The sequence below is a fragment of the Lactococcus sp. LG1074 genome, assembly GCF_017309525.1.
GTDB lineage: Bacteria > Bacillota > Bacilli > Lactobacillales > Streptococcaceae > Lactococcus > Lactococcus petauri.
Genome location: NZ_CP071293.1, coordinates 1 through 23,030 on the forward strand (window position 1 = coordinate 1; position 23,030 = coordinate 23,030).

16 protein-coding genes are annotated in these 23,030 nt (G+C 36.8%); all 16 read left to right on the forward strand.

All coding sequences use genetic code 11. The annotated features are described in order from the left end of the window. Positions 1-1,359, forward strand: a complete 1,359-nt coding sequence (gene dnaA / locus J0J36_RS00005; RefSeq protein WP_206886730.1) for a chromosomal replication initiator protein DnaA — start codon at positions 1-3, stop codon at positions 1,357-1,359. Between the two features lie 163 nt (positions 1,360-1,522). Beyond that, positions 1,523-2,665 (forward strand): DNA polymerase III subunit beta, encoded by a 1,143-nt coding sequence (gene dnaN / locus J0J36_RS00010; protein ID WP_153924277.1) that lies wholly within the window; start codon positions 1,523-1,525, stop codon positions 2,663-2,665. A gap of 43 nt (positions 2,666-2,708) precedes the next feature. Further along, the gene (gene rexB / locus J0J36_RS00015) at positions 2,709-6,032 is read left to right on the forward strand and encodes an ATP-dependent nuclease subunit B (protein WP_153924280.1); all 3,324 of its coding nucleotides are present in this window, start codon (positions 2,709-2,711) and stop codon (positions 6,030-6,032) included. Continuing rightward, positions 6,025-9,588 (forward strand): helicase-exonuclease AddAB subunit AddA, encoded by a 3,564-nt coding sequence (gene addA / locus J0J36_RS00020; RefSeq protein WP_046401206.1) that lies wholly within the window; start codon positions 6,025-6,027, stop codon positions 9,586-9,588. The genes rexB and addA overlap by 8 nt, the downstream gene beginning before the upstream one ends. A gap of 1 nt (position 9,589) precedes the next feature. Continuing rightward, positions 9,590-9,793, forward strand: coding sequence for a DUF951 domain-containing protein (locus J0J36_RS00025; RefSeq protein ID WP_153924282.1), 204 nt, complete (start codon positions 9,590-9,592; stop codon positions 9,791-9,793). A gap of 115 nt (positions 9,794-9,908) precedes the next feature. Further along, positions 9,909-11,024 carry a redox-regulated ATPase YchF gene (ychF, locus tag J0J36_RS00030; RefSeq protein ID WP_153924285.1) on the forward strand — a complete coding sequence of 372 codons (1,116 nt, stop codon included), beginning with the start codon at positions 9,909-9,911 and terminating at the stop codon, positions 11,022-11,024. Positions 11,025-11,132: 108 nt separating this feature from the next. Continuing rightward, entirely contained in the window at positions 11,133-11,705 is a 573-nt protein-coding gene (pth, locus tag J0J36_RS00035) for an aminoacyl-tRNA hydrolase (protein WP_019292458.1), read from the forward strand. After that, positions 11,702-15,187, forward strand: coding sequence for a transcription-repair coupling factor (gene mfd / locus J0J36_RS00040; RefSeq protein ID WP_153924288.1), 3,486 nt, complete (start codon positions 11,702-11,704; stop codon positions 15,185-15,187). The genes pth and mfd overlap by 4 nt, the downstream gene beginning before the upstream one ends. Before the next feature lie 119 nt (positions 15,188-15,306). Beyond that, positions 15,307-15,579 carry an RNA-binding S4 domain-containing protein gene (locus J0J36_RS00045; RefSeq protein WP_017370095.1) on the forward strand — a complete coding sequence of 91 codons (273 nt, stop codon included), beginning with the start codon at positions 15,307-15,309 and terminating at the stop codon, positions 15,577-15,579. A gap of 27 nt (positions 15,580-15,606) precedes the next feature. Then, positions 15,607-15,978, forward strand: coding sequence for a septum formation initiator family protein (locus J0J36_RS00050; RefSeq protein WP_019292436.1), 372 nt, complete (start codon positions 15,607-15,609; stop codon positions 15,976-15,978). After that, a complete protein-coding gene (locus J0J36_RS00055; protein ID WP_019292435.1) occupies positions 15,975-16,256 on the forward strand; it encodes a S1 RNA-binding domain-containing protein in 282 nt (93 codons plus the stop codon). Before J0J36_RS00050 ends, J0J36_RS00055 begins: the two co-directional genes overlap by 4 nt. Next, entirely contained in the window at positions 16,253-17,689 is a 1,437-nt protein-coding gene (locus J0J36_RS00060; RefSeq protein ID WP_153924291.1) for a 4-hydroxyphenylacetate 3-hydroxylase N-terminal domain-containing protein, read from the forward strand. Before J0J36_RS00055 ends, J0J36_RS00060 begins: the two co-directional genes overlap by 4 nt. Beyond that, positions 17,670-18,971 (forward strand): serine hydrolase, encoded by a 1,302-nt coding sequence (locus J0J36_RS00065; protein ID WP_019292433.1) that lies wholly within the window; start codon positions 17,670-17,672, stop codon positions 18,969-18,971. The genes J0J36_RS00060 and J0J36_RS00065 overlap by 20 nt, the downstream gene beginning before the upstream one ends. Continuing rightward, positions 18,968-20,221 carry a tRNA lysidine(34) synthetase TilS gene (gene tilS, locus J0J36_RS00070; protein ID WP_019292432.1) on the forward strand — a complete coding sequence of 418 codons (1,254 nt, stop codon included), beginning with the start codon at positions 18,968-18,970 and terminating at the stop codon, positions 20,219-20,221. The genes J0J36_RS00065 and tilS overlap by 4 nt, the downstream gene beginning before the upstream one ends. Further along, entirely contained in the window at positions 20,214-20,753 is a 540-nt protein-coding gene (gene hpt / locus J0J36_RS00075) for a hypoxanthine phosphoribosyltransferase (RefSeq protein WP_003133579.1), read from the forward strand. Before tilS ends, hpt begins: the two co-directional genes overlap by 8 nt. A gap of 112 nt (positions 20,754-20,865) precedes the next feature. Then, on the forward strand, positions 20,866-22,911 hold the full coding sequence (gene ftsH / locus J0J36_RS00080; RefSeq protein WP_003133580.1) for an ATP-dependent zinc metalloprotease FtsH: 2,046 nt from the start codon (positions 20,866-20,868) through the stop codon (positions 22,909-22,911). The last annotated feature ends 119 nt before the right edge of the window (positions 22,912-23,030 follow it).

Here is a 23,030-nt window from a genome sequence, read left to right on the forward strand (position 1 = left end):
ATGGCTCTCCAAAAAGAAAAAAAAGAATTTTGGACGAGAGTAAAAGAATTAGCGAAAAAAAATATCAAGCCGCAGTCTTATGATTTCTTCATTGAGCCTGCCAAACTGTTAGAAATTGAAAATGATGTAGCAACCATTATCGTGGGTGCGAAGTTTCATAAAGATTTTTGGCGGAGTCAGGAAGGACTAATCAGTACAGCTGGGTTTGAAATTTTTGATCGACCAATTCGTTTCAATTTACTTTCAGAAGAAGAAGTTTCAGAAAAAATTGAACAAGAAACCAATGAACAAGATGGATTTGATGAAGCACCTGCTCTAGCAACTCCGGACTTCACGCGCTTAAATCCAAAGTACATTTTTGATAACTACATCCAAGGTGAAGGTAATAAATGGGCAAAAGCTGCTGCTTTTGCTGTTGCCGATAAACCAGGGGATGTTTATAATCCTCTCTTCATTTATGGAGGTTCTGGACTTGGCAAGACACATTTGATGCATGCGATTGGCAACGAAATCTTGAAAGATAATCCGCATTCTAAGGTTAAATATGTATCTGCAGAAACTTTTGTCAATGACTATGTCAATGCAACACGTAAAGGACAGATGGCAAAATTTGAAGAAACATATCGAAACTTAGATATACTTCTTCTTGATGACGTCCAGTTCTTTAGTGATAAAGAAGGTACCCAAAACGAGTTTTTCAATACTTTTAATACTCTTCATGATCGTGGTGCTCAAATCGTTCTCACTTCGGACCGTATACCACAAGAACTCAATAAACTTGAGGAGCGTTTAGTGACTCGTTTTTCATGGGGATTAACGACAGACATCACAGCACCTGACTATGAAACACGTATGGCCATTCTCCAGACAAAGTCTGAGAGCAGTAATTTAGAATTCCCTCAAGAAACTCTTAGTTATATCGCTGGCCAAATTGACTCAAATGTCCGTGAACTTGAAGGTGCACTTAATCGTGTAGAGTTTGTTGCGAAAACAAACAACCAAACGGTAGTCAATATTGATACCGCCAGTGAAGCTCTGCGTTCTCTTAAAAGTAATACGCAGCAACCTTTGTCAAATTTGACAGTCAAAAAAATACAAGATGAGGTTGCAAAATACTATCATGTGTCAACAGCTGATCTTATTGGGCCTAAACGACCAAAAGAAATTGCATTTCCAAGACAAATTGCAATGTATTTGATTCGTGAATTGTTGGCACTCAGTCTTCCAGCTATTGGCAATGAGTTTGGTGGACGCGATCATACTACTGTCATGTATGCGCACAAGCAAATAACAGAAAAAATGAAAAATGACATCGATGTTCAAAAAGACATTGACGCCATCAAGCGACTGTTTCAATAAAAAGTGACCTGTGGAAAACTTCAAAAGATTTCCTTGAGTTATCCTCTACTTATACACAGTGGAAAACTTATAAAAGTTCATGTTTTCGCGCTTATCCCCATACTCACAAGACCTACTACTATTACTAATATATTTATATAAATAAATAAAGAAAAGGACTATCATGATAAAATTTTCAATTAACAAAGTAGCTTTTCAAAATGCACTAAAAATTACTAAACAAGCGATTGGTTCAAAAGTTACTATTCCTGCTTTAACCAAATTAAAAATTACAGTCAGTGCAGAAGGAATTACACTAACAGGATCCAATGGTCAAATTTCGATTGAGAACTTTTTACCTGCCAGTGATAAAGATGCTGGAATGAATATCTTTGGTACTGGTAGTATCTTATTGGAAGCTTCATTCTTTGAAAGTGTAGTTAGTCAAATGCCAGAACTTACTTTAGAATTTGAAGAATTAGAACAAAAACAAGTACTACTCACTTCTGGAAAGTCAGAAATTACTTTAAAAGGACAGGATGCCGAAATTTATCCACGTATTCAAGAAATTTCACAAGAAAATCCTCTTAAAATTAATGTTGGTTTTTTGAAAGAAATTTTTACAGAAACAGTATTTGCTGTAAGTACGCAAGAAAGTCGTCCTATTTTTACTGGGGTACATTTGGTCTTATCAGATAAGAAAAATCTCAAAGCTGTTGCGACTGACTCACATCGTATGAGCCAACGCTTGCTTGCTCTTGAGAATGACGGTTCTGATTTTGATGTCGTTCTTCCTAGTAAGTCTATCCAAAGTTTCAAAAATGTATTTACTAATGATGAGGAAGATTTGGATATTTCCTTGGCGAATAATCAAATTCTCTTCCGTAATGAGCGTATCAGTTACTACAGTCGTCTAATTGAAGGTACTTACCCTGATACGAATCGTTTAATACCTAATGAAGCTGATTATAGCTTAAATCTCGTCTTTGATGTGGCTGCTTTACGTCGTACAATGGAACGTGCACGTCTCTTATCAAATGCAACAGCAAATGGTACCGTTAAACTTACTGTTTCAGGAGATTCAGTAATTACAACAGCCAATTCACCTGAAGTTGGTAGTGTTCATGAAGAGTTGACTGCAATTGAAAAAATCGGTGAGGATATTGCAATCAGCTTTAACCCACAATATCTGATTGATGCGCTTCGTGTTATAAAAGAACCGGAAGTTCGTATTCGTTTCATTTCAAACGTTCGTCCTTTTACACTTCTTCCTAAAAATGATACAGACAGTTTCGTACAGCTTATTACACCTGTCAGAACAAACTAAAAAATGTTAGAATAGACTTAACGAAAGTGAGGTCTATTTTTTTATGGAAATCATTTATACTGAAATTACACAAGATATAACTCAATTTCTTTTGGAGCGTGCTCAACAGGCATTGAAAGAAGAGAAAAAAGTTTATTATATTGTTCCATCTTCAATATCTTTTGAAAAAGAAAAGGAAATTTTAGAGCGTATTTCATCAGGTGCAGATACAGCCGTTTTTGACCTCTTAGTTACACGTTTTAAGCAACTTCCTTATTATTTTGATCGTAAAGAAAAAAATACAGATGAAAAAGTCGAACTCAGTCAGTCTGGACTGAGTATGCTTTTTCGTAAAGTTTTGAAGTCTTTTTCTAAAGAAGAATTGCCACTCTATTATAGTTTGCAAAGTTCACCAGCTTTTCTTGAAATGTTGGTGAATTTGCGTGCAGAATTAGTTACTGCAAATTTAACCTGTGAAGAATTACCCGAAAGTCCCAAAAATATGGAGTTATCAGCAATTTTAGCACGTTTCGAAGATGAATTAAATCTTTCTTATGCTAATTTTTCAGAGTTTCAACATTTTATACAAAGTATAAATGAGGGCAAATTTAATCAGGTGTTACATGAGGCGGTAATCATTATTGATGGCTATACGCGGTTTACTGCTGAAGAGGAAAGTTTTATTTCTGCCCTTCATTCCGCAGGTTCAGAAATCATCATTGGGACCTATGCTCGTTCATCAGACTATAAGTTGACAGATTTTTCTTTGTCGGTTTACACGAATGCTCTAGAGATGATTCAACGTTTTCGCAATAAGTTTTCTGCTCAAATCTCTTCTGTTTCGAATACAAAACCAGATAAAGTATATGATAAGTTGACACGTTTGATTGAACTGGAAACTAATTTTATTCAAGAAAGAGAAAATATTGAGCTAGAGTCTAAAGATAAAGAACATTTTGAAATCTGGGAAGCAGAAAACCAGATGGCAGAAATCGAAGCCGTTGCTAAAGAAATTCGTCAAAAGATAGCTCAAGGCGCTTTATTTAAAGACTTTACGGTATTGGTTGGTAATGTGGAAGCTTACGCAATACCAGTTCAAGAAATCTTTGATTTGTATGAGATTCCTTTTTTCTATGCTCAGGAAGAAGCAATGAGTCAGCATCCCTTGATAATTTTCTTAGAAAGTCTTTATGCAATAAAAAAGAACAATTACCGTACGAATGATGTGGTCAATCTCCTTAAAAGCAAAGTTTACAGTGGTGTAAACTTTAGCCAAGATGCCTTAGATTACTTTGAATACTATGTGAACAAGTATAAAATTCGAGGCAGAAAGAAATTTGCCACTGCTTTTGAAGAAAGTGAATTTTTAGAATTAGAGCAGGTTGAAACTTTAAGAGAAGAGATGCTTGGTGAATCCTCAGCTCTTCAAAAGTTTTTGACAGGTAGTTCAGAAAAAACGGGAGCCAAGTGGCTTGAACAATTTCAACATTTTATCCAAAATGGCAATGTTCTTGAGAATATGAATCTACTTTATAATCAAGCTGAAGCTGAAGAAAATCATGTCTTGGCAGATAAATACGAACAGGTTTGGAAATTACTGCTTTCTAATTTGAAGGAATTTCAGGCCGTTTTTGCTGAGCAAAAGATGAAAGTGCTCGAATTTCTTGAGTTAATCTTAGCTGGGTTGAAAGGTGCGAAATATCGCCAAATTCCTGCAAATGTTGATGTTGTCAATGTAAAAGACTATGAACTGGTGGAAGCAAGAACCAATAAGTATATCTATGCTATTGGTCTGACAATGGCTAACTTTCCCAAAATCAAGAAAAATTCTAGCTTACTTTCGGATGAAGAACGTGCGATTATTAATCAAAATGTATCTCATGATGATTTTCGTTTTATTGAGCAATTAAATGTGACAAACTCTAGTAAGAATACCTTTACAAGTGTCTCTTTGGTCAATTCAGCAACAGAAAAGCTCGTACTTTCGACACCTCAAATTTATGCGAATGCGCAAGATGATAGCTCGGCATTATTGCAGTTATTTATTGAACATACAAAAGCAGGAGAAAGTGTTAAACGTGAAGTCTCTTCAGTTAATCTTCTGGAAACTGTAACGCATATAGGGAATACACGTTCTCTCATTACAAATATTGGGAAAATTGAACATCTACTTGCTCAAGAGGAAATCGATGGGGTAGAGGATAAACGTAGTTTTTGGTCCAGTTTATTCCGTATTCTTCTTAAAGAAAATCCGGATTTTCAACGTTTGATTTATAATCTTGATCAAGATATAGCCCCTGTATCCTTGGATCCTGAGACTGTAAAAGAAATTTACAAGGATAAAATCCATGCTTCTGTGAGTAGTTTTGAACGTTTTTATAATTGCGAGTACCAGTACTTTTTAGAACAGACCTTAGGATTAGAAAGTTTTGAAAATATAGATTTGAATTCAAAAGTCGTTGGTAATTTCTTTCATGAAGTTTTTGAAAAGCTCCTAGATAATCCTAACTTGACCAGCGAAAATTTCGATGATCACTTGGAAAGTGTTTTACGTGATGTTGACACTTCCTATGCCCGCTATTTCACCCAAGATGCAACAGCACAATTTACATGGACAAATCTTGGAGAAATCGTCAAGGAAACTGCAGTTGTTTTGAAAAAAGGCTTGGAAAATGCTCAGATGAAGACTTTAGCAACCGAGAGTGCTTTTGGTTTACCACAAAGTGAATTGGGTAATTTTTCTATAGACAATATTAATTTACGTGGAAGGATTGATAGAATTGATCAATTTTTTGATGATAGTATTGGTGCTATTGATTATAAATCTAGTCAGCATAAATTTGATCTTGCGTCAGCTTATGATGGAACAAGTTTACAGTTTCTTACTTATTTAGATGTCCTCAAGCAAATGAATGCTGATCAAAAGCTTTGGGGCGCTCTTTACCTGCAGTTAAAAAACGAAAGCATCAACCTTTCTGATGTAGATTATTTAGGAGAAATAGCTGCCTTATTAGCTAAAAAAATGCGCTATGAAGGTCTTATTCTGGAAGAGTATAAGGATAAAGTAAATCAGGAAATTGACGTTGTTAACATTAATCGAAATAATGTCTATAGTCAAGAGGAGTTTGAAGGCCTTATCAAGCTCAACGAAAGTCATTATGCTCGTGCGGGAGAACGACTGCGTGAGGGAGAGATAGCGATTAACCCAGTCATGACTAAAGAAGGTATCGATAAATCTGGTAATGTACACGGATGTCGCTATTGTCCTTTAAAATCAATCTGTCGCTTTGAAGCAAGCAGGCATATGAATGATTATGCCCGTGAAGTCGGTCAAAAAAGTCGCAAAGAGATTCTTGAAGAGTTGAAAGGAGGTCCAGTAAATGACTGAAGTAAAATTGACACCCGAACAGGAAGAAGCAATACATAGCCAAGGACATAATATACTCGTTTCAGCAAGTGCTGGATCAGGAAAGACTTTTGTCATGGCGAACCGGATTGTTGAAAAAATAAAAAATGGCATTGATATTGAGAGCTTGTTTATTTCAACCTTTACTAAAAAAGCGGCAGCAGAATTACGCATGCGTTTAGAAAAAGATCTAAAGAAAGCAAGTTATAAATCTCAAGATAGTATCGAAAAACAAAGGATTAAACTGGCATTACAAAAACTACCTCATGCAGACATTGGTACAATGGATAGCTTTACACAGAAATTGTTACGAGAAAATTTTAATCGTGTAGATATTGATCCAAACTTTAGAATTCTAGCAGATCAGACAGAGAGTGATCTCTTGAAGCAAGAAGTCTTTGATGATCTGGTCGAGCAATATCTTTCAGAACAATCAGAAATCAAAGAGATAGCAAAAATAGATAAAAAGACCTTTGAAAAGCTGGTAAAAAATTTTTCAAGAGATCGGAATATTAAAGGCTTCCAGAGCGTGGTTTACACGGTTTACAACTTTGCTTCAGCAACAGAAAGTCCTGAAAATTGGTTAAAAAATGAATTTCTTAAAGGATTTGATTTTTATCAAAAATTCTCTGATTTACCCGAATCATTTTCACAAGATGTAGTCTTACAACTCGAAACCTTTATTTTAGATTTACAGAAATCTCTGACGGAAAAAAATCTTACGGGGAAAACTTTAGAAAAAGCACAGATCGTAGTGGATAATCAAGAACATCTTCTTTCTAGTTTAGCTCGGAGAGATTATCTTCAATTTACGGAAATTTTTAGATCTCTTGACTTTTCGCGCTGGTCATTAAAGAAAGATGAAATTTTAGCAGAAAGTTTTAAGTCTGTGATAGGAACCAAGACTGCTCCAGGTCTTGTGAGAGATTTTTTAGAAAAAATAAAACATTTGTCAACGATTGAAAAATATCAACCTGAAGCAAAAGTTTTGGCTGAAACCCTTCAAAAATTTGTTCTATATTTTTATAATGTCTATCTGGAGCGAAAACGTTCGGAAAATGCATTTGAATATTCGGATATTGCCCATTTTGCAATTAAAATATTAGAAGAAAATCCAGATGTCGCAACGGCTTATCGTAATAAATATAGTGAAATCATGATTGACGAGTATCAAGATACCAGTCATGTCCAAGAAGCGATGCTACGGTTGCTGAGTAAAAATGGTGACGGCTCTGATAATCTTTTTATGGTTGGTGATATTAAGCAATCGATATATGGTTTTCGTTTGGCCGATCCTAGTCTTTTTCTCAAGAAATACATGGCCTATGCTGATGAAACGAATCCTAATCAACTGATTCGTCTCAAAGAAAATTTTCGTTCACGCGGTGAAGTTCTTTCCTTCACAAATGAGGTATTTAAACATTTGATGGACGAAGAAGTGGGAGAAATGATCTACGGTAAAGAAGAGGAATTGGTCCAAGGGAATCTTATGGACTATCCGGAGAAGTTAGAAGATAACTTTTACCCTGAGCTCCTTCTTTATGAAGAAGATACTTTAGAAGATGAGTCAGAACAAATGAGTGATGGAGAAATAAAAGTTGTTGCTCAACAAATTAAGGAGCTGATAGCATCTGACGAGAACTTAGAATATAAAGATATCGCTCTTTTGGTACGTTCCAAATCTCAAAATAATAAAATTGAAGATATCTTAAAAGCTTACGATATTCCAGTCGTTTTGGATGAGGGGCGCGTTGACTTTTTAAAATCTCTTGAAGTAACCTTAATTTTGGATATCTTGCGTGCTATAGATAATCCGCTCTATGATATTCCTTTAGTGGCGACCTTACGCTCACCAATGTTTAACTTTACAGAGGATGATCTTACAAGGATTAGTTTGAATGCTGGTTCTGATACCCGGTTTTGGCAGAAGTTGCAGCTTAGTGATGGAGAGCTGATAGACAAATCCCTTAAAACAAAGATTGATACCTTTTTGGAGAGGTTTACAGGGTGGCGTAAACTTGTAAATGAAGTCACTATCCATGAACTTCTATGGAAGATTTACACAGAAACTTTTTATCTGGACTATGTTGGAGCGCTACCAAATGGTGAGATGCGTCAAGCCAATCTTCATGCTCTTTCAGTAAGGGCTGAATCCTATGAAAGTTCGGGCTATAAAGGTCTTTTCCGATTCATCAAGATGATTGATAAATTTATGGAACAAAACAACGACCTTGCTTCTGTGAATATTAAGTTGCCACAAAATGCGGTAAGAGTAATGACTTTTCATAAGTCCAAAGGGTTAGAGTTTGATGTTGTCTTTCTCATGAATTTACAAACTAAGTTCAACCAGAAAGATCTAAGAGATTCGGTGATACTTACTCGGGAAAATGGCTTAGGAATGAAATATACTGCTGATTTAAAAAATGAGTCAGCTGTAGAGACCGATTTCCCCTATGCTTTGGTTAAAATGGAAACCTTACCGTATCTCGTCAATAAGGATTTGAAGCGAAATGCAATGCTTTCAGAAGAAATGCGTGTTCTTTATGTCGCCTTTACAAGAGCGAAGAAAAAACTCTATATGGTCGGTAAAATCAAACCAAAAGATCTGGAAAAATATGTGGAAACGAAATTAGAAAAAGGCATTTTACCTCTTAAATATCGTCAAGCTGCGAATGGCTACCAACATTGGTTGTTAGCTCTTCAAAAAGCACATAAGTTACCGATGAATTTTAAAGTAATCAAGGCTGCTGATTTACAAGGAGTTGATAAAAAGTTTACAGTTTATCCTGACTTTAAAAAATTAGCAGAAGACGCGAAAAAATTTGATAAAATAATGGACAGCTTATCCGATGTAAAACAAGCGCGTGCTATATTAGATTATCAATATCCAAAGGTAGCAGCAACGAAGCTTTCAAGCATTCAAACTCCCAGTCAAGTAAAAAAAAGAAGTTATGAAAAGCAATTAGAGTTGGGAAATGTTTTACCATCAAGTGAGTATGAACGTGTAAAACAGTTGGAGATGTTGGATTTTGGTCAACATAAAATTACAGCTGCCGAAATAGGTTCTGCTACCCATAGTTTTATGCAATATGCAGATTTTTCACGACCAAACTTATTCGACTTCCAACAAACCTTGGATCAGATGGACCTTCTGGATGAAGTGAAAAACAAAATTGATTTACCCAAAATTCTGACTTTATTTGACACAGATTTTGGTAAAGTCCTGGTTGATAACGTGGAGCGTACAACCAAGGAAGCACCTTTTTCTATGTTGAAAACAGATGAAGTTGCACAAGAACAATATATTGTTCGAGGAATATGTGATGGCTTTATAAAATTTGAAGATAAGATTATCTTGTTTGACTATAAAACGGATTATTTTCGCAATCAAGCGCAGATTGCAGAAATCAAGAAAAATTATGAAGTTCAGATGGAACTCTATGCAGATGCTTTAAGGAAGGCCTATCATGTCAACCAAGTTGACAAGTATTTGATTTTATTAGGTGGACCTCAAAAAGTCGTCGTAGAAAGGTTGTAAAATGTTAGACTATCAATTAGGATCAATTGTTGAAATGAAGAAACCACATGCTTGTACAATCAAATCAACGGGAAAAAAAGCAAACAGTTGGGAAATAATTCGAATGGGTGCAGATATCAAAATTCGATGTAAGAATTGTGATCATGTCGTTATGATGAACCGTAATGATTTCAATAAAAAAATAAAAAAAGTTGTGACAATGTAGTCACAACTTTTTGTTTGGGCTTTTAAAAACCTTGATAGAATATGCTTTTTTGTCTTTTTTCATGATTTACGGTATAATTGGATGACTATAAAATTTGACGGAGAAATGAATAAATATGGCTTTAACAGCAGGTATTGTCGGCCTTCCTAATGTCGGAAAATCTACTCTTTTTAATGCAATTACAAAAGCGGGTGCTGAAGCAGCAAACTATCCTTTTGCAACCATCGAGCCTAATGTAGGTATGGTTGAAGTTCCCGATGAACGCTTGACTAAAATCACAGAATTAATCAAACCTAAAAAGACTGTTCCTACAACTTTTGAATTTACAGATATTGCAGGTATTGTAAAAGGTGCCTCTAAAGGTGAAGGTTTGGGTAATAAGTTCCTTGCGAATATTCGCGAGGTTGATGCAATCGTACACGTGGTTCGTGCTTTTGATGATGAAAACGTGATGCGCGAAAATAACCGTGAGGATTCTTTTGTTGATCCATTGGCAGATATTGAAACAATTAATTTAGAGTTGATTTTGGCCGATTTAGAATCCGTAAACAAACGCTATGCGCGGGTTGAAAAAGTCGCACGTACGGTTAAGGATAAAGATGCGGTAGCAGAATTCAACGTTTTGTCTAAAATCAAGCCAGTTTTGGAAGATGGAAAATCTGCGCGAACATTAGAATTTGATGAAGAAGATCAAAAAGTTGTCAAACAGCTATTCCTACTTACTACAAAACCTGTCCTGTATGTCGCTAATGTAGGTGAAGATGAAGTAAGTGCACCAGATGACATTGAATATGTGAAACAAATTCGTGAATTTGCAGCGACTGAAAATGCAGAGGTTGTTGTTATTTCAGCACGTGCTGAAGAAGAAATTGCCGAACTTGATGATGAGGACAAAGTAGAGTTTCTTGAAGCACTCGGTTTAGAAGAATCTGGTGTTGATAAATTGACAAAAGCAGCTTATCACTTACTTGGACTTGCCACATATTTTACAGCTGGCGAAAAAGAAGTGCGTGCTTGGACCTTTAAGCGAGGCATGAAAGCTCCTCAATTGGCAGGAGTCATTCATAGTGACTTTGAAAAAGGATTTATTCGTGCTGTAACTATGTCTTATGATGATTTGATGAAATATGGTAGTGAAAAGGCTGTTAAAGAAGCAGGACGTTTACGTGAAGAGGGTAAAGAATATGTGGGACAAGATGGCGATATCATGGAATTCCGCTTTAACGTGTAAGATAATTCCCCAAGCGTTTAAGTCTATGAGCCAAAAAGTTTTACAATAACTAAAAAGAGCTGATTTGTATGAATCAGCCTTTTGCTATTTTTGGGAAAGAGGAGAAAAATGACAAAAATGATTGTAGGGCTAGGAAATCCTGGCGACAAGTATGAGCAAACCAAACATAATATGGGCTTTATGGCTGTTGATTTACTTGCAAAAGACTATGGTGTAAACTTTAGCATGGAAAAAACCTTTATGGCTGAAGTTGCTTCCACTTTCGTTAATGGTGAAAAAGTTTTTCTAGTAAAACCGCAAACCTTCATGAATGAATCAGGACGTGCCATCCAACCTTTGTTGACTTACTATAATCTGGATCCAGCAGATTTGACGGTTATTGTTGACGATATGGACTCGGCTGTTGGACGCGTGAGACTGCGTCAAAAAGGTTCTTCAGGTGGTCAACGCGGAATAAAATCAACAATCACTCATCTAGGAACAGAGCAGTTCAACCGAGTAAAAATTGGGATTGGACGTCCAGAACATGGAAAAACAGTAGTTGCACATGTCTTATCTAAATTTGATAAAGAAAATGTAGAAATTGCACAGGACGGCATAAACAAGGCTGTAGAGGCAGTTAAATTCTATATTGAATCAAATGATTTTTCACAAGCAATGAATAAATTTAACGGACAATGAAGATAAACGAATTTTTTGATCAAAACCACGATTTACAATCATGGCAGAGAAGTTTTGCAAAAGCAGAGCGTACGCTTTTAACCGGTCTATCTGGAACTGCTCAGGCGATGGTTATGGCTAATGCTTATGAGAATAATCCGGATAAGTACGTGATTGTCACTGATAATCAATACCACGCAAACGAACTTTATGATGAACTGACTAATCTTGTTGAAGATGAGAAGGTTTACCAATTTTTTTCAGATGACAATGTCTATGCTGAATTTGCAATAGCAAGTAAAGACCGGACAGCCTATCGTCTTGAAGCTCTAAATTTCCTGCTTGATACACAGCAAAAAGGATTTTTGGTCGTTCCTTTTATGGCTTTACGTTCGCTCTTGCCTCACCCTGATAATTTTCAAGAAAACTACCTTCTCCTGACTCAAGGTGATGAATTTGAGATGACAAGTCTACTCGAAATATTAGCCAGCGCCGGTTATGAGAAGACACAGCGTGTGATGGTACCTGGAGAGTTTTCACAACGTGGCGATATCGTGGATATTTATCCACTCGATGCAGCTCAACCTTTAAGACTGGAATTTTTTGGCGACGAAGTAGATACGATTCGTGCATTTGATAGTGAGACACAACGCTCGCACGAAAATATGGATCAAGTAGAAATATATCCGGCGAGCGATTTTATTTTAATGCCTTGGGAATTTGAGCAAGGTGTAAAAAAATTAAGTGCTCAGCTACAAAATGTAACCGATCCTACAGCTCAATCTTATTTTGAAGAAGTGATTGCAGCAGCGGAAAATCATTACTATCATAAAGAGTTACGCAAGTTTGCAGAATATTTTTACGAAAAGCCAGCCTCTCTTTTGAATTATTTTCCGAAAAATATTCAAATCTTTATTGATGATTTTCAAAAAATTAACGAAGCCAATAATAAAACAGAACAAGAACTTGCAGAATTTATTGTTTCGGAAAAAAGTATGGGACGCTCTTTTGAAGGACAAACCTATCTTTTAGATGTTATTTCTAAGTTACGTTCTCACAAACCGGCAAGTTTTTTCTCGAATTTTCAAAAAGGCTTAGGTAATATAAAGTTTGATGCTTTATATAATTTTAATCAACATTCGATGCAGCAGTTCTTTGGGCAAATGGAACTCTTTTACACCGAAGTTGACAGGTTTGTAAAGCAGGGTTTTACAGTTGTTTTGGCTGTGTCTTCTGAGAAACTACGTTCGGAGCTCCAGAAACTAGATTTAGAGCTTCAAATGGTGTCCATTGATGAAATCCAAAAAGGAAAAATAAACCTTTTGAAATTAAATCTTAACAATGGTTTTAATTTTATTGATGAGAAACTTGTTGTTATTACTGAGTCAGAAATTTTTGGTAAAGCAAGAAAGAAAAAAACACGGCGTTTAAATATCACTAATGCAGAACGTCTAAAAGATTACAACGAACTCGAAGTTGGTGATTACGTTGTACATAAAAATCACGGGATAGGGAAATACTTAGGTATTCAAACCATTGAAGTATCAGGAATGCATCGTGATTACTTGACGATTCAATATCAAAATGGTGATACGATATCAGTTCCAGTAGACCATCTGAATCTATTAAGTAAATACTCTGATGCAGAGGGAAAAACTCCCAAGATAAATAAGCTTAATGATGGCCGTTGGCGTAAAACGATGTCGTCTGTAAGTAAACAAGTCGAAGATATTTCTGAGGACCTGATCAAACTGTATTCGGCAAGACAAGCTTTAAAAGGTCATGCTTTTTCTGTGGATGATGTTAACCAGGAAGAATTTGACAATGGATTTGCTTACCCAGAAACTGCAGACCAGTTGCGCTCAATTAGTGAAATCAAAAAGGATATGGAACTTGAGCGACCGATGGATCGACTATTAGTGGGAGATGTTGGCTTTGGGAAAACAGAGGTTGCAATGCGTGCAGCCTTTAAAGCAATTAATGACAGTAAACAGGTCGCCGTTTTAGTACCAACCACTGTTTTAGCGGAACAACACTATAATAACTTTATGGAACGCTTTGTAAACTTTGGTGTAAACATTGCTGTTTTGAGTCGTTTCCAAACCAAGGCTCAACAAACGGCGATTTTGGATAAGTTAAAGAAAGGACGCGTGGACTTAATCATTGGTACCCATCGTCTTTTATCCAAGGATGTCGAATTTCTTGACTTGGGCTTAATGATTATTGATGAGGAACAGCGCTTCGGTGTCAAACACAAGGAACGTTTGAAAGAATTAAAAACACAGGTTGATGTTTTGACACTTACCGCAACACCTATACCGAGAACCTTGCATATGTCAATGTTAGGTATTCGTGATTTATCAGTCATTGAAACGCCACCAACAAACCGTTATCCTGTCCAAACATATGTAATGGAAACAAATTATGGAGTTGTACGTGATGCGGTACTTCGGGAGATTTCGCGTGGTGGGCAGGTTTACTACGTTCATAACCGAGTAGACAGTATTGAGCAAAAAGTTTCCCAACTGGAAGAGTTGATACCTGAGGCAAGAATTGGCTATATTCATGGACAGATGACAGAAATTCAATTAGAAAATACCTTGATGGATTTTATAAATAATGAATATGATGTCTTAGTGGCAACGACGATTATTGAAACAGGGGTTGATATTCCAAATGCCAATACGCTCTTTATTGAAAATGCCGATATGATGGGATTATCGCAACTGTATCAATTAAGGGGGCGCGTGGGCCGAAGCAGTCGAGTTGCTTATGCTTACTTTATGTATAAACCAGAAAAAATCTTATCTGAAGTTTCAGAAAAGCGTTTAGAAGCAATCAAGGGCTTTACAGAACTTGGCTCAGGTTTCAAAATTGCAATGCGTGATCTTTCAATTCGAGGCGCAGGAAATTTGCTGGGAGCAGAACAATCTGGCTTTATTGATTCGGTTGGTTTTGAACTTTACTCGCAATTGCTTGAAGAAGCAGTCCATAAACGCATGGGTGGCGATAAGATTAAGACGAAGACCAATGCGGAAATTATGCTTGGCTTAGATGCTTTTATTCCAAGTTATTATATCGGTGATGAAAGACAAAAAATTGAGATTTATAAGCGTATTCGCCAAGTGGATACTCGAAAAAACTATGAAGAACTACAAGATGAGATGATGGACCGTTTTGGAGAGTATCCGGATGAGGTTGCCTACTTGTTAGAAATTGGGTTATTGAAAACATTTGCGGATAATGCTCTCGTTGAAAAAATCGAAAAAAATAAATTTGAAGTTGTGCTAACAATGGCTAAATCAGCCAATACGATGTACGATCCACAAGAGTATTTTGAAGCTTTGTCTGAAACAAACTTAAAAGCAAGTGTGGGTGAGAAGCTAGGAAAAATGACTTTTCGTTTTAAAATTGAAAATCGAAAAGATGTCGTCCTTCTACGTGAAATCATGAATTTTACTGAAAAACTTTCAGAATTAAGAGATAAGCACGAAAAAGAATAATGTTTCATATGAAACATTATTCTTTTTTTAGAAAACTCTTTATTTAAAAGCCTTTAACGACTCTAAAAATAATTTCAAGTGATTTTTCAAAAGGCTTGAAGTGTGTTATAATAACCACTATGAGATTAGATAAATTTTTAAAGGTTTCTCGTCTGATAAAACGTCGCCCTGTAGCTAAAGAAGTTGCTGATAAGGGACGAATTAAGATCAATGGGAAAATAGCGAAATCTTCAAGTGATGTTAAATTTGATGATGTCATTGAAATTCGCTTTGGAAACAAGATTGTAGAAGTAAGTGTTCTAGAACTTAAAGAATTCACGCGTAAAGAGGATGCAGAAAAAATGTATAAAATTTTGAGTGAAACACGGATTACTGCAGATACTGAACTATAATTCAGCTATAAATTTTTCGGAGGAAAAATGGACAAACAAATTATTCATTTGAAAAATGATTATACGAATGCTAAACAAACAGAAAGAAACTCCCAACCTCTACCTCGACGGAAACATCTAGGTATTATTTTGATTGGAGCAATGTTGCTTTTTAGCTTAGCAACTATCAGTGTGGTACAGTCTTATCAAAATTTGCAAAAACAAATTGCAATGGAGGCTCAAGCTGCACAGAAAAATGCAGCATTGGACCACGATTTAGCCCTTAAAAGTTCAGATATCAGTAAACTCAAAGATCCAACCTTTTTAGCAAAATATGCGCGTGCTAAATTAGATGATTCCCAAGCAAATGAGAAAGTTTTTAGCATTCCAGAACTTGTCAATGGTGGGATAGAGCCGTGATTGGAAAAATAAAATCAATCAGTAAATTTGGACTTTTTGTCCTTTTTTCTGATTCAAAAACAGGTCTTTTACGGTGGTCGAATATACCTAAAAGACAGATAAAATTTAAAGCAGGCGATCTTATTGAAGTGGAAGTTTTGAAGGAACGTGAAGATGGAAAAATAGAACTATCTTTTATCGAAAAAGATTTTAAAGAAACTTTTGGGAGTTTTTTGGAAGAAACTGAAGATCGGCTGAGAGATTTAAGCACAAAAAACGGGAACCTTAAAAGATTATGACGACAAAAGATGGAAACTTGAATGACGGACGTGCTGTATATTATCAAGGAAAACGCATTGAAGATTTTACAGCAGAACCAGTTTTTGCACGGACTTTAAAATATATTCAACGTTATTACGAGTTGCAAAACGAAAAAGCAGGGCATATGTATGATGAAAAGGGTATTCAGCGTCCTACAATGTTTCTTCCACCTAAAAGTATTGAGGATTTGGCCAAAAAACGTAAGATTTATGAGGATGTGGCGCGTGAAAGCTTTGGGATGCTAGGACGTACACCTGATTTTATTGATACGGGCATTGCTGTTCTTGATTATTATGCTGATATTCTAGGAGCAGATCAACGCACGAATTATGCACTAAATGCTAAAAAATGGGGAGAAGGTGTTAAGGAGAAAGACTTATTCGTTTCCCATGCAATTCAGAATCCTCAAGTGGATCGTTCGAAAAATTTGAATACCTTGCTTGAAGAAGGGCAAGAATTTGCAGCAGTTTGGATCAAAGAAGAGCGTCCAGATGGTGTGCTTGTTCGGGGTGCCAAACAGGTTAATACTTTGGCGCCTTTAGCTGATGAATTAATGGTCTTTAACTTGCCGGGGCTCTCAGCTGAAGATAAAAAGTTTGCTCTGGCTTTTTCTGTTCCCTTAGCTACTGAAGGTATGAAGATTGTCTGTCGTAAATCCACAATGCGAGAGGAATTTTCTCTCAAAGATTATCCCCTTTCGGGATCTTTTGACGAGATGGATGCGTTTATCATTTTTGATGATGTCTTTATCCCAAACGAACGTCTTTTTGTTTGTGGTGATGTTGCCTTGTCGAATGCATTCTTTGAAGGTTCAGGTTTTTTTGTACATACGGCACATCAAGATGAAGTTCGCGGCTATGTGAAGTTAGAATTTGTAACAGGCTTAGCTGTACGCTTAGCAGAAAAATTAGGCTTGACTGAGTTTTTGCGTGTGCAAGAGATTTTAGGAACTTTAACAGTAAATTTGGAAATAATTAAATCCAGTATTCTGGCGAGTGAATATACTGCGCAGATAGAAAATGAAGTCTTAAAACCAAATATGCAAGTTTTACTTGCCGTTCGTGCGAGTTTAACAAAGTATTATGATGAAGCTCTTCGGGCCATTGCTGAATTTGCTAGTGGCTCAATTGTTGGCGTGCCAGATTTTCGAGAATTTGAAAATTCCGAAATAGCTGACCTTTTGAAAGCAAGTATGACTAGTCCATTGCTTCAGGCAGAGGATTGTGCACTTCTGCTTAATTTAGCTTGGGATATTACTGGCGAATCTTTTGGCCAACGCCAAAGAACTTATGAATTTCTGCACGGTGGTAATCCAATGTGGATTAAGAATATGCACTGGAAAACCGCAGACTTAAGTAAAGCATACGATATGATTGATAAGGTTTTAGAAAATGCAAAAACTGAAGAATGAAATGAATATAGCTGTTTGGTTGGTAATGATTATAATGCTCATGCCAGCCTTTTTTATCTTGCCGCAGAAGAATCAAAATGTAAGCATTGATTCCAAAGTAAAAAGCTTAACACAAAGTAAGGAAAATTACTATACAAGCATACCTTCTCGTGCCGTGACGCTTACTCAAGTAATAGCCTACAAAGATGCATCCATGACACAAAAAATCGGGGAAATTCCGAGGCAGAAACAGCTTGAAATTATAAATTTAAAAGAAAATATGTTTGAATTGGCCAATCATACTTTTGTCAAAGCAGATCCGAAAATGATAGGTTCAGATGTTTTACTGAAGAAAGAAGAGCAAAAGATAAGTGTTTATACAGCAAAGACAGCTGAAGTTTATTATAGTCCGTTTACGACTTATGACAAGGAAGTTTACACAAAACTTTCAGGTGGTCAAAAACTGCTTACCAATCAAGTTGCCACAACTCATTGGGGCACTTATTATGAGGTTAGCTTTAATGGGGGACAAACAGGATGGATTAGCAAGGAAAACTTGAAGTTTGAAGACCCTAAGATGGTTCAGGCTCAAGAGATGTTGAAGCAAAAGTATGACGATTCAAAGTATTCTATTTATGTTAAACAACTGGACAACTCATTTACAATAGGTGTCAACCAAAAGCAAAAGATGTATGCAGCGAGTTTATCGAAGCTTCCGATATTGTATTGGACACAAAAGCGCTTAAATGAAGGTCAAGCAACCTTAAGCGACAAATTGCTATATAATACTGCAATTAATACATTTAAAGGTTCATTTGAAGCTGGAGGAACAGGAACACTACCAGTTATAGCTGATAATAAAGGCTACTCCTTATCAGAAGTTATCGATCGGACAGCAAAAAACTCGGATAATGTGGGAAGCAATCTTTTAGCCTACTATGAAACGGGACAATTTTCTCCAGCTTTTCGAAATGAGATTACAAAAATCGCAGGGGAAGCTTGGGATCCGGTTGAGCGAGAAGCCTCAGCTGAAATGACCGGAAGAGTGCTCGAAGCTCTGTATAATGAAGGAGGTTACTCCTTCAATGCTCTATTTGATACACAATTTGACGATGTAAAAATACAGGCAGGTTTACCTAAAAATGTTCGTGTTGCTCATAAAATTGGTGCTGCTGATGCTTACAATCATGATGCAGCTATTGTTTTTACAAATCAACCTTATATCTTGGTGGTAGAAACAAAAGGTGGTAGTGACAAGATCATTTCTCAAATTTCCAAGGATGTCTATGAGGTACTCAAATGAATAGATTTCTAAAACTGGTTCAACAAAAGGAATTCTTTAAAGAGCACAGACGCGTTTTAGTTGCCTTATCTGGTGGGAAAGATTCAATGACTCTTTTCAATTGGCTTTATACTTATCGCAAAGAACTTGAGGTTGAGTTGTTTACAGCACATGTAAACTATGGTTTACGCGATGTTGCAGATTGGGAAGAAGAACAACTGAAGCAAAAAATGACGGAGCTCCAGATTGAATTGGAAGTTGCTCATTATGATTCTGATGAGAAATTCAGTGAAGAAGCAGGAAGAAACATGCGTTATGAGTTTTTTCGTCAAGTTATGGCAGATAAAAACTGTACTGCTTTGGTCACAGCGCATCACAAAGGCGACCAAGTTGAAACAGTCCTCATGCGCGAAATTACAGGACGACGTTTACGCCATTTGACCGGAATTCCTGAACGTCAGGCCTTTGGTACCGGTGAATTAATTCGTCCTTTACTCACTTTTAGTAAAGCAGATTTTGATGCGGAGGAATATTTTGAGGATGTAACAAATGCAGGAACGGATTATTTGCGCAATCGTGTACGTAATCAATATATACCAGCACTTACACAGGAAAATCCACAGTTTTCTGAGGCAATTGTAAGTATGTCGCAAGAAATTACCTTGGCTTTTTCAGTAATCAAAGATAAGATAGCAGAGTTAGAAATTATCAAGGACGAAATCAATCTCAAACTTTTTCTCAGACAATCGAGGGCTTTGCAACATTTTATCCTTCAAGAATATCTAGAAAAATTCCCTGACCTGCAGGTTTCCAAAGCAAAATTTTCAGAACTTTTATGGATTATTGAGCGTCCGCAGCAATATCGTTCGGAATTATCTAGCGCCTATTTTTTTGTGAAAAATGACCAGTATTTCATGATTGTTCCGAATCAACCTTTCCCTAAAAAAGAAATCGAAATAAGGGAGAATGATCCCAAAGATGCTAGTTTCATGCGTGTTGATCTTCCAATGGAAGGTGAAATTGAAATAAGGAAGCGTCAGCCAGGGGATTATATTTTGATAAATGGGCATCATAAAAAATTGCGGAAATTTTTTATTGAACAACATGTTCCATTAGAAAAGCGCGAAAATCTTTTAATTTTAGTTGAGAAAGATATCTATGCTATCACTGATTTAACTGTTTCAGATTTGAGTAAAGCCCTTAAAAATGATAAAATGAAAAGGACGCTGTGGGTCAAACCCACTATAAGAGAGGATATTGATAATGCTTGAAAAAGACATAAAAAAAGTACTCATTTCAGAAGAAGAAATCCAGAGTAAAACGATTGAACTTGGAAAAATTCTTGCTGATGAATATAAAGACAAAAATCCATTGCTTCTAGGCATTTTACGTGGCTCAGTTCCCTTCCTTGCGGAATTAGTTAAACGCATGGATATCCAATTGGAAATGGATTTCATGACCGTTTCAAGCTATCATGGCGGAACAGAGTCTTCAGGTGAAGTAAAGTTGCTTCTTGACGTGGCTACTCCTGTAACTGGACGAGAAATTATTATTGTTGAAGATATCATCGATACTGGCCGTACTTTGAAATATCTGAAAGAGCTTCTCGAACACCGTGGGGCGACCGTTAAAATCGTAACACTTTTGGATAAACCAGAAGGACGTGTTGTGGAAATTGATGCAGATTATACTGGCTTTACAATTCCAAATGAATTCGTTGTCGGTTTCGGACTTGATTTTGATAACCACTACCGTAACCTCCCTTATGTCGGTGTATTAAAAGAAGAAGTTTATAACAAATAAAAAAACTCATACCAAAGTATGAAAAATGCTCATGATAGGGCTTACTAATAGCAAAAGATACGTAAGTATGCTATAACTAAGAGATAAAAAAATAAAAGGCAAAGAAGAAAATATGAACAATCCAAATCCTAACAACAATAAAAACGGAGGCTTTATTAAAAGTACTCTAGGTTGGGTCTTGCTTGTAATCGTCATCGTTTTCGGTATTAATGCTTTCTTTAGTGGCAATCAATCTAACGTTGATAAAATCAGCTACTCTACATTGATGAGTGACATTAAAGACGGTAATATTAAATCACTGAAAATGCAGCCTAGTGATAGTCTGTTTACAGTTTCTGGCGAATACAAGGATCCCAAACCTGTAGAAGGTAATAACAACCTTCCATTTTTACCAGGCAACAATTCTAAAGTAACGAATTTCCAATCGCTTATTATCCCTACAGATAGTGTGATTAAAGGTGTCCAAACAGCAGCAGAAGAAAAAGGAATCCAAGTGAGTGTTGTTCCAGCTTCAACAAGCGGTATGTGGATCCAAATTCTTTCATACATCTTACCAATGCTTCTCATGGTCGGCTTCTTCTGGCTAATGATGGGCGGAATGGGCTCACGTGGTGGCGGCGGTGCCGGCAATCCAATGAGCTTTGGTAAATCTAGAGCGAAGCAACAAGACGCTAAAACTTCAAAAGTTCGCTTTGCAGACGTTGCAGGATCAGAAGAAGAAAAACAAGAACTTGTCGAAGTTGTTGATTTCCTCAAAAATCCTAAAAAATACCATGATCTTGGTGCACGTATCCCTGCGGGTGTTCTTTTAGAGGGCCCTCCAGGTACAGGTAAAACTTTGCTTGCAAAAGCTGTTGCCGGTGAAGCTGGCGTTCCTTTCTATTCTATTTCTGGTTCTGATTTTGTCGAAATGTTTGTCGGTGTCGGTGCCAGCCGTGTACGTGACCTTTTTGAAAACGCGAAGAAGACAGCACCATCAATCATCTTTATTGATGAAATTGATGCTGTCGGTCGTCAACGTGGCGCTGGTCTTGGCGGTGGTAATGATGAACGTGAACAAACACTTAACCAACTCTTGGTTGAGATGGATGGTTTCCAAGACAATGATAACTCTGTTATTGTTATCGCAGCGACAAACCGCTCAGACGTTCTCGATCCAGCTTTGCTACGTCCAGGTCGTTTTGACCGTAAAGTACTTGTTGGCGCCCCTGATGTTAAAGGTCGTGAAGCTGTACTTCGTGTGCATGCGAAAAACAAACCCCTTGATTCAAGTGTTGACCTTAAAGTTGTTGCACAACAAACCCCAGGTTTTGTTGGAGCCGATCTTGAAAATGTCCTTAATGAAGCTGCTCTCGTGGCCGCACGTCGTGATAAAAAAGTTATCGATGCTTCAGATATTGATGAAGCACAAGACCGTGTTATTGCAGGACCAGCTAAGAAGGACAAGAAAATCTCTGAACGTGAACGTGAAATGGTGGCTTACCATGAAGCAGGGCACACAATCGTTGGTTTGGTCCTTTCAAATGCTAATACTGTCCATAAAGTTACGATCGTTCCACGTGGCCGCGCCGGTGGTTATATGATTGCTCTTCCTAAGGAAGATCAATTCCTTCTTTCAAAAGAAGATATGCAAGAAAACCTTGCAGGTCTTATGGGTGGCCGTGCAGCTGAGCAAATTATCTTTAATGCTATCACGACAGGCGCTTCAAATGACTTTGAACAAGCTACGCGTATCGCTCGTGGTATGGTGACACAATACGGTATGTCAGAAAGACTGGGCACAATCAGTTACGAAGGCAGTCAAGCTGTATTTATTGGACGTGATTACGGACAAACAAAAACTTACTCAGAAGCTACAGCACAAGCTATTGATGAAGAAATCCGTGCAATTACGAAAGAAGCTTACGATAAAGCTGTTGAGATTATCGAAGCTCACCGTGAACAACATAAAGCTATTGCGCTTGCCCTTCTTAAATACGAAACATTGGATGCTAAACAAATCATGTCTCTTTATAAGACAGGTAAAATGCCGGATGATGTTATCGAACACGAAAATGAGCCTGTAGAAGCAAAATCATTCGAGGAAGTCCTTGAAGATGCAAATAAAGCTCAAGAAGAAGCAGCTAATGAAAATAAAGAAGATAAAACAGTCGAATAAGACTGTTTTTTTCTAAACTCGAATATTTATAATCTAAATATTCGAGTTTTTCTTTGACAAAAAATAAAAATATGGTATACTAATATAGTTGTCACTCAACAAGTTCTATCTAAACACGA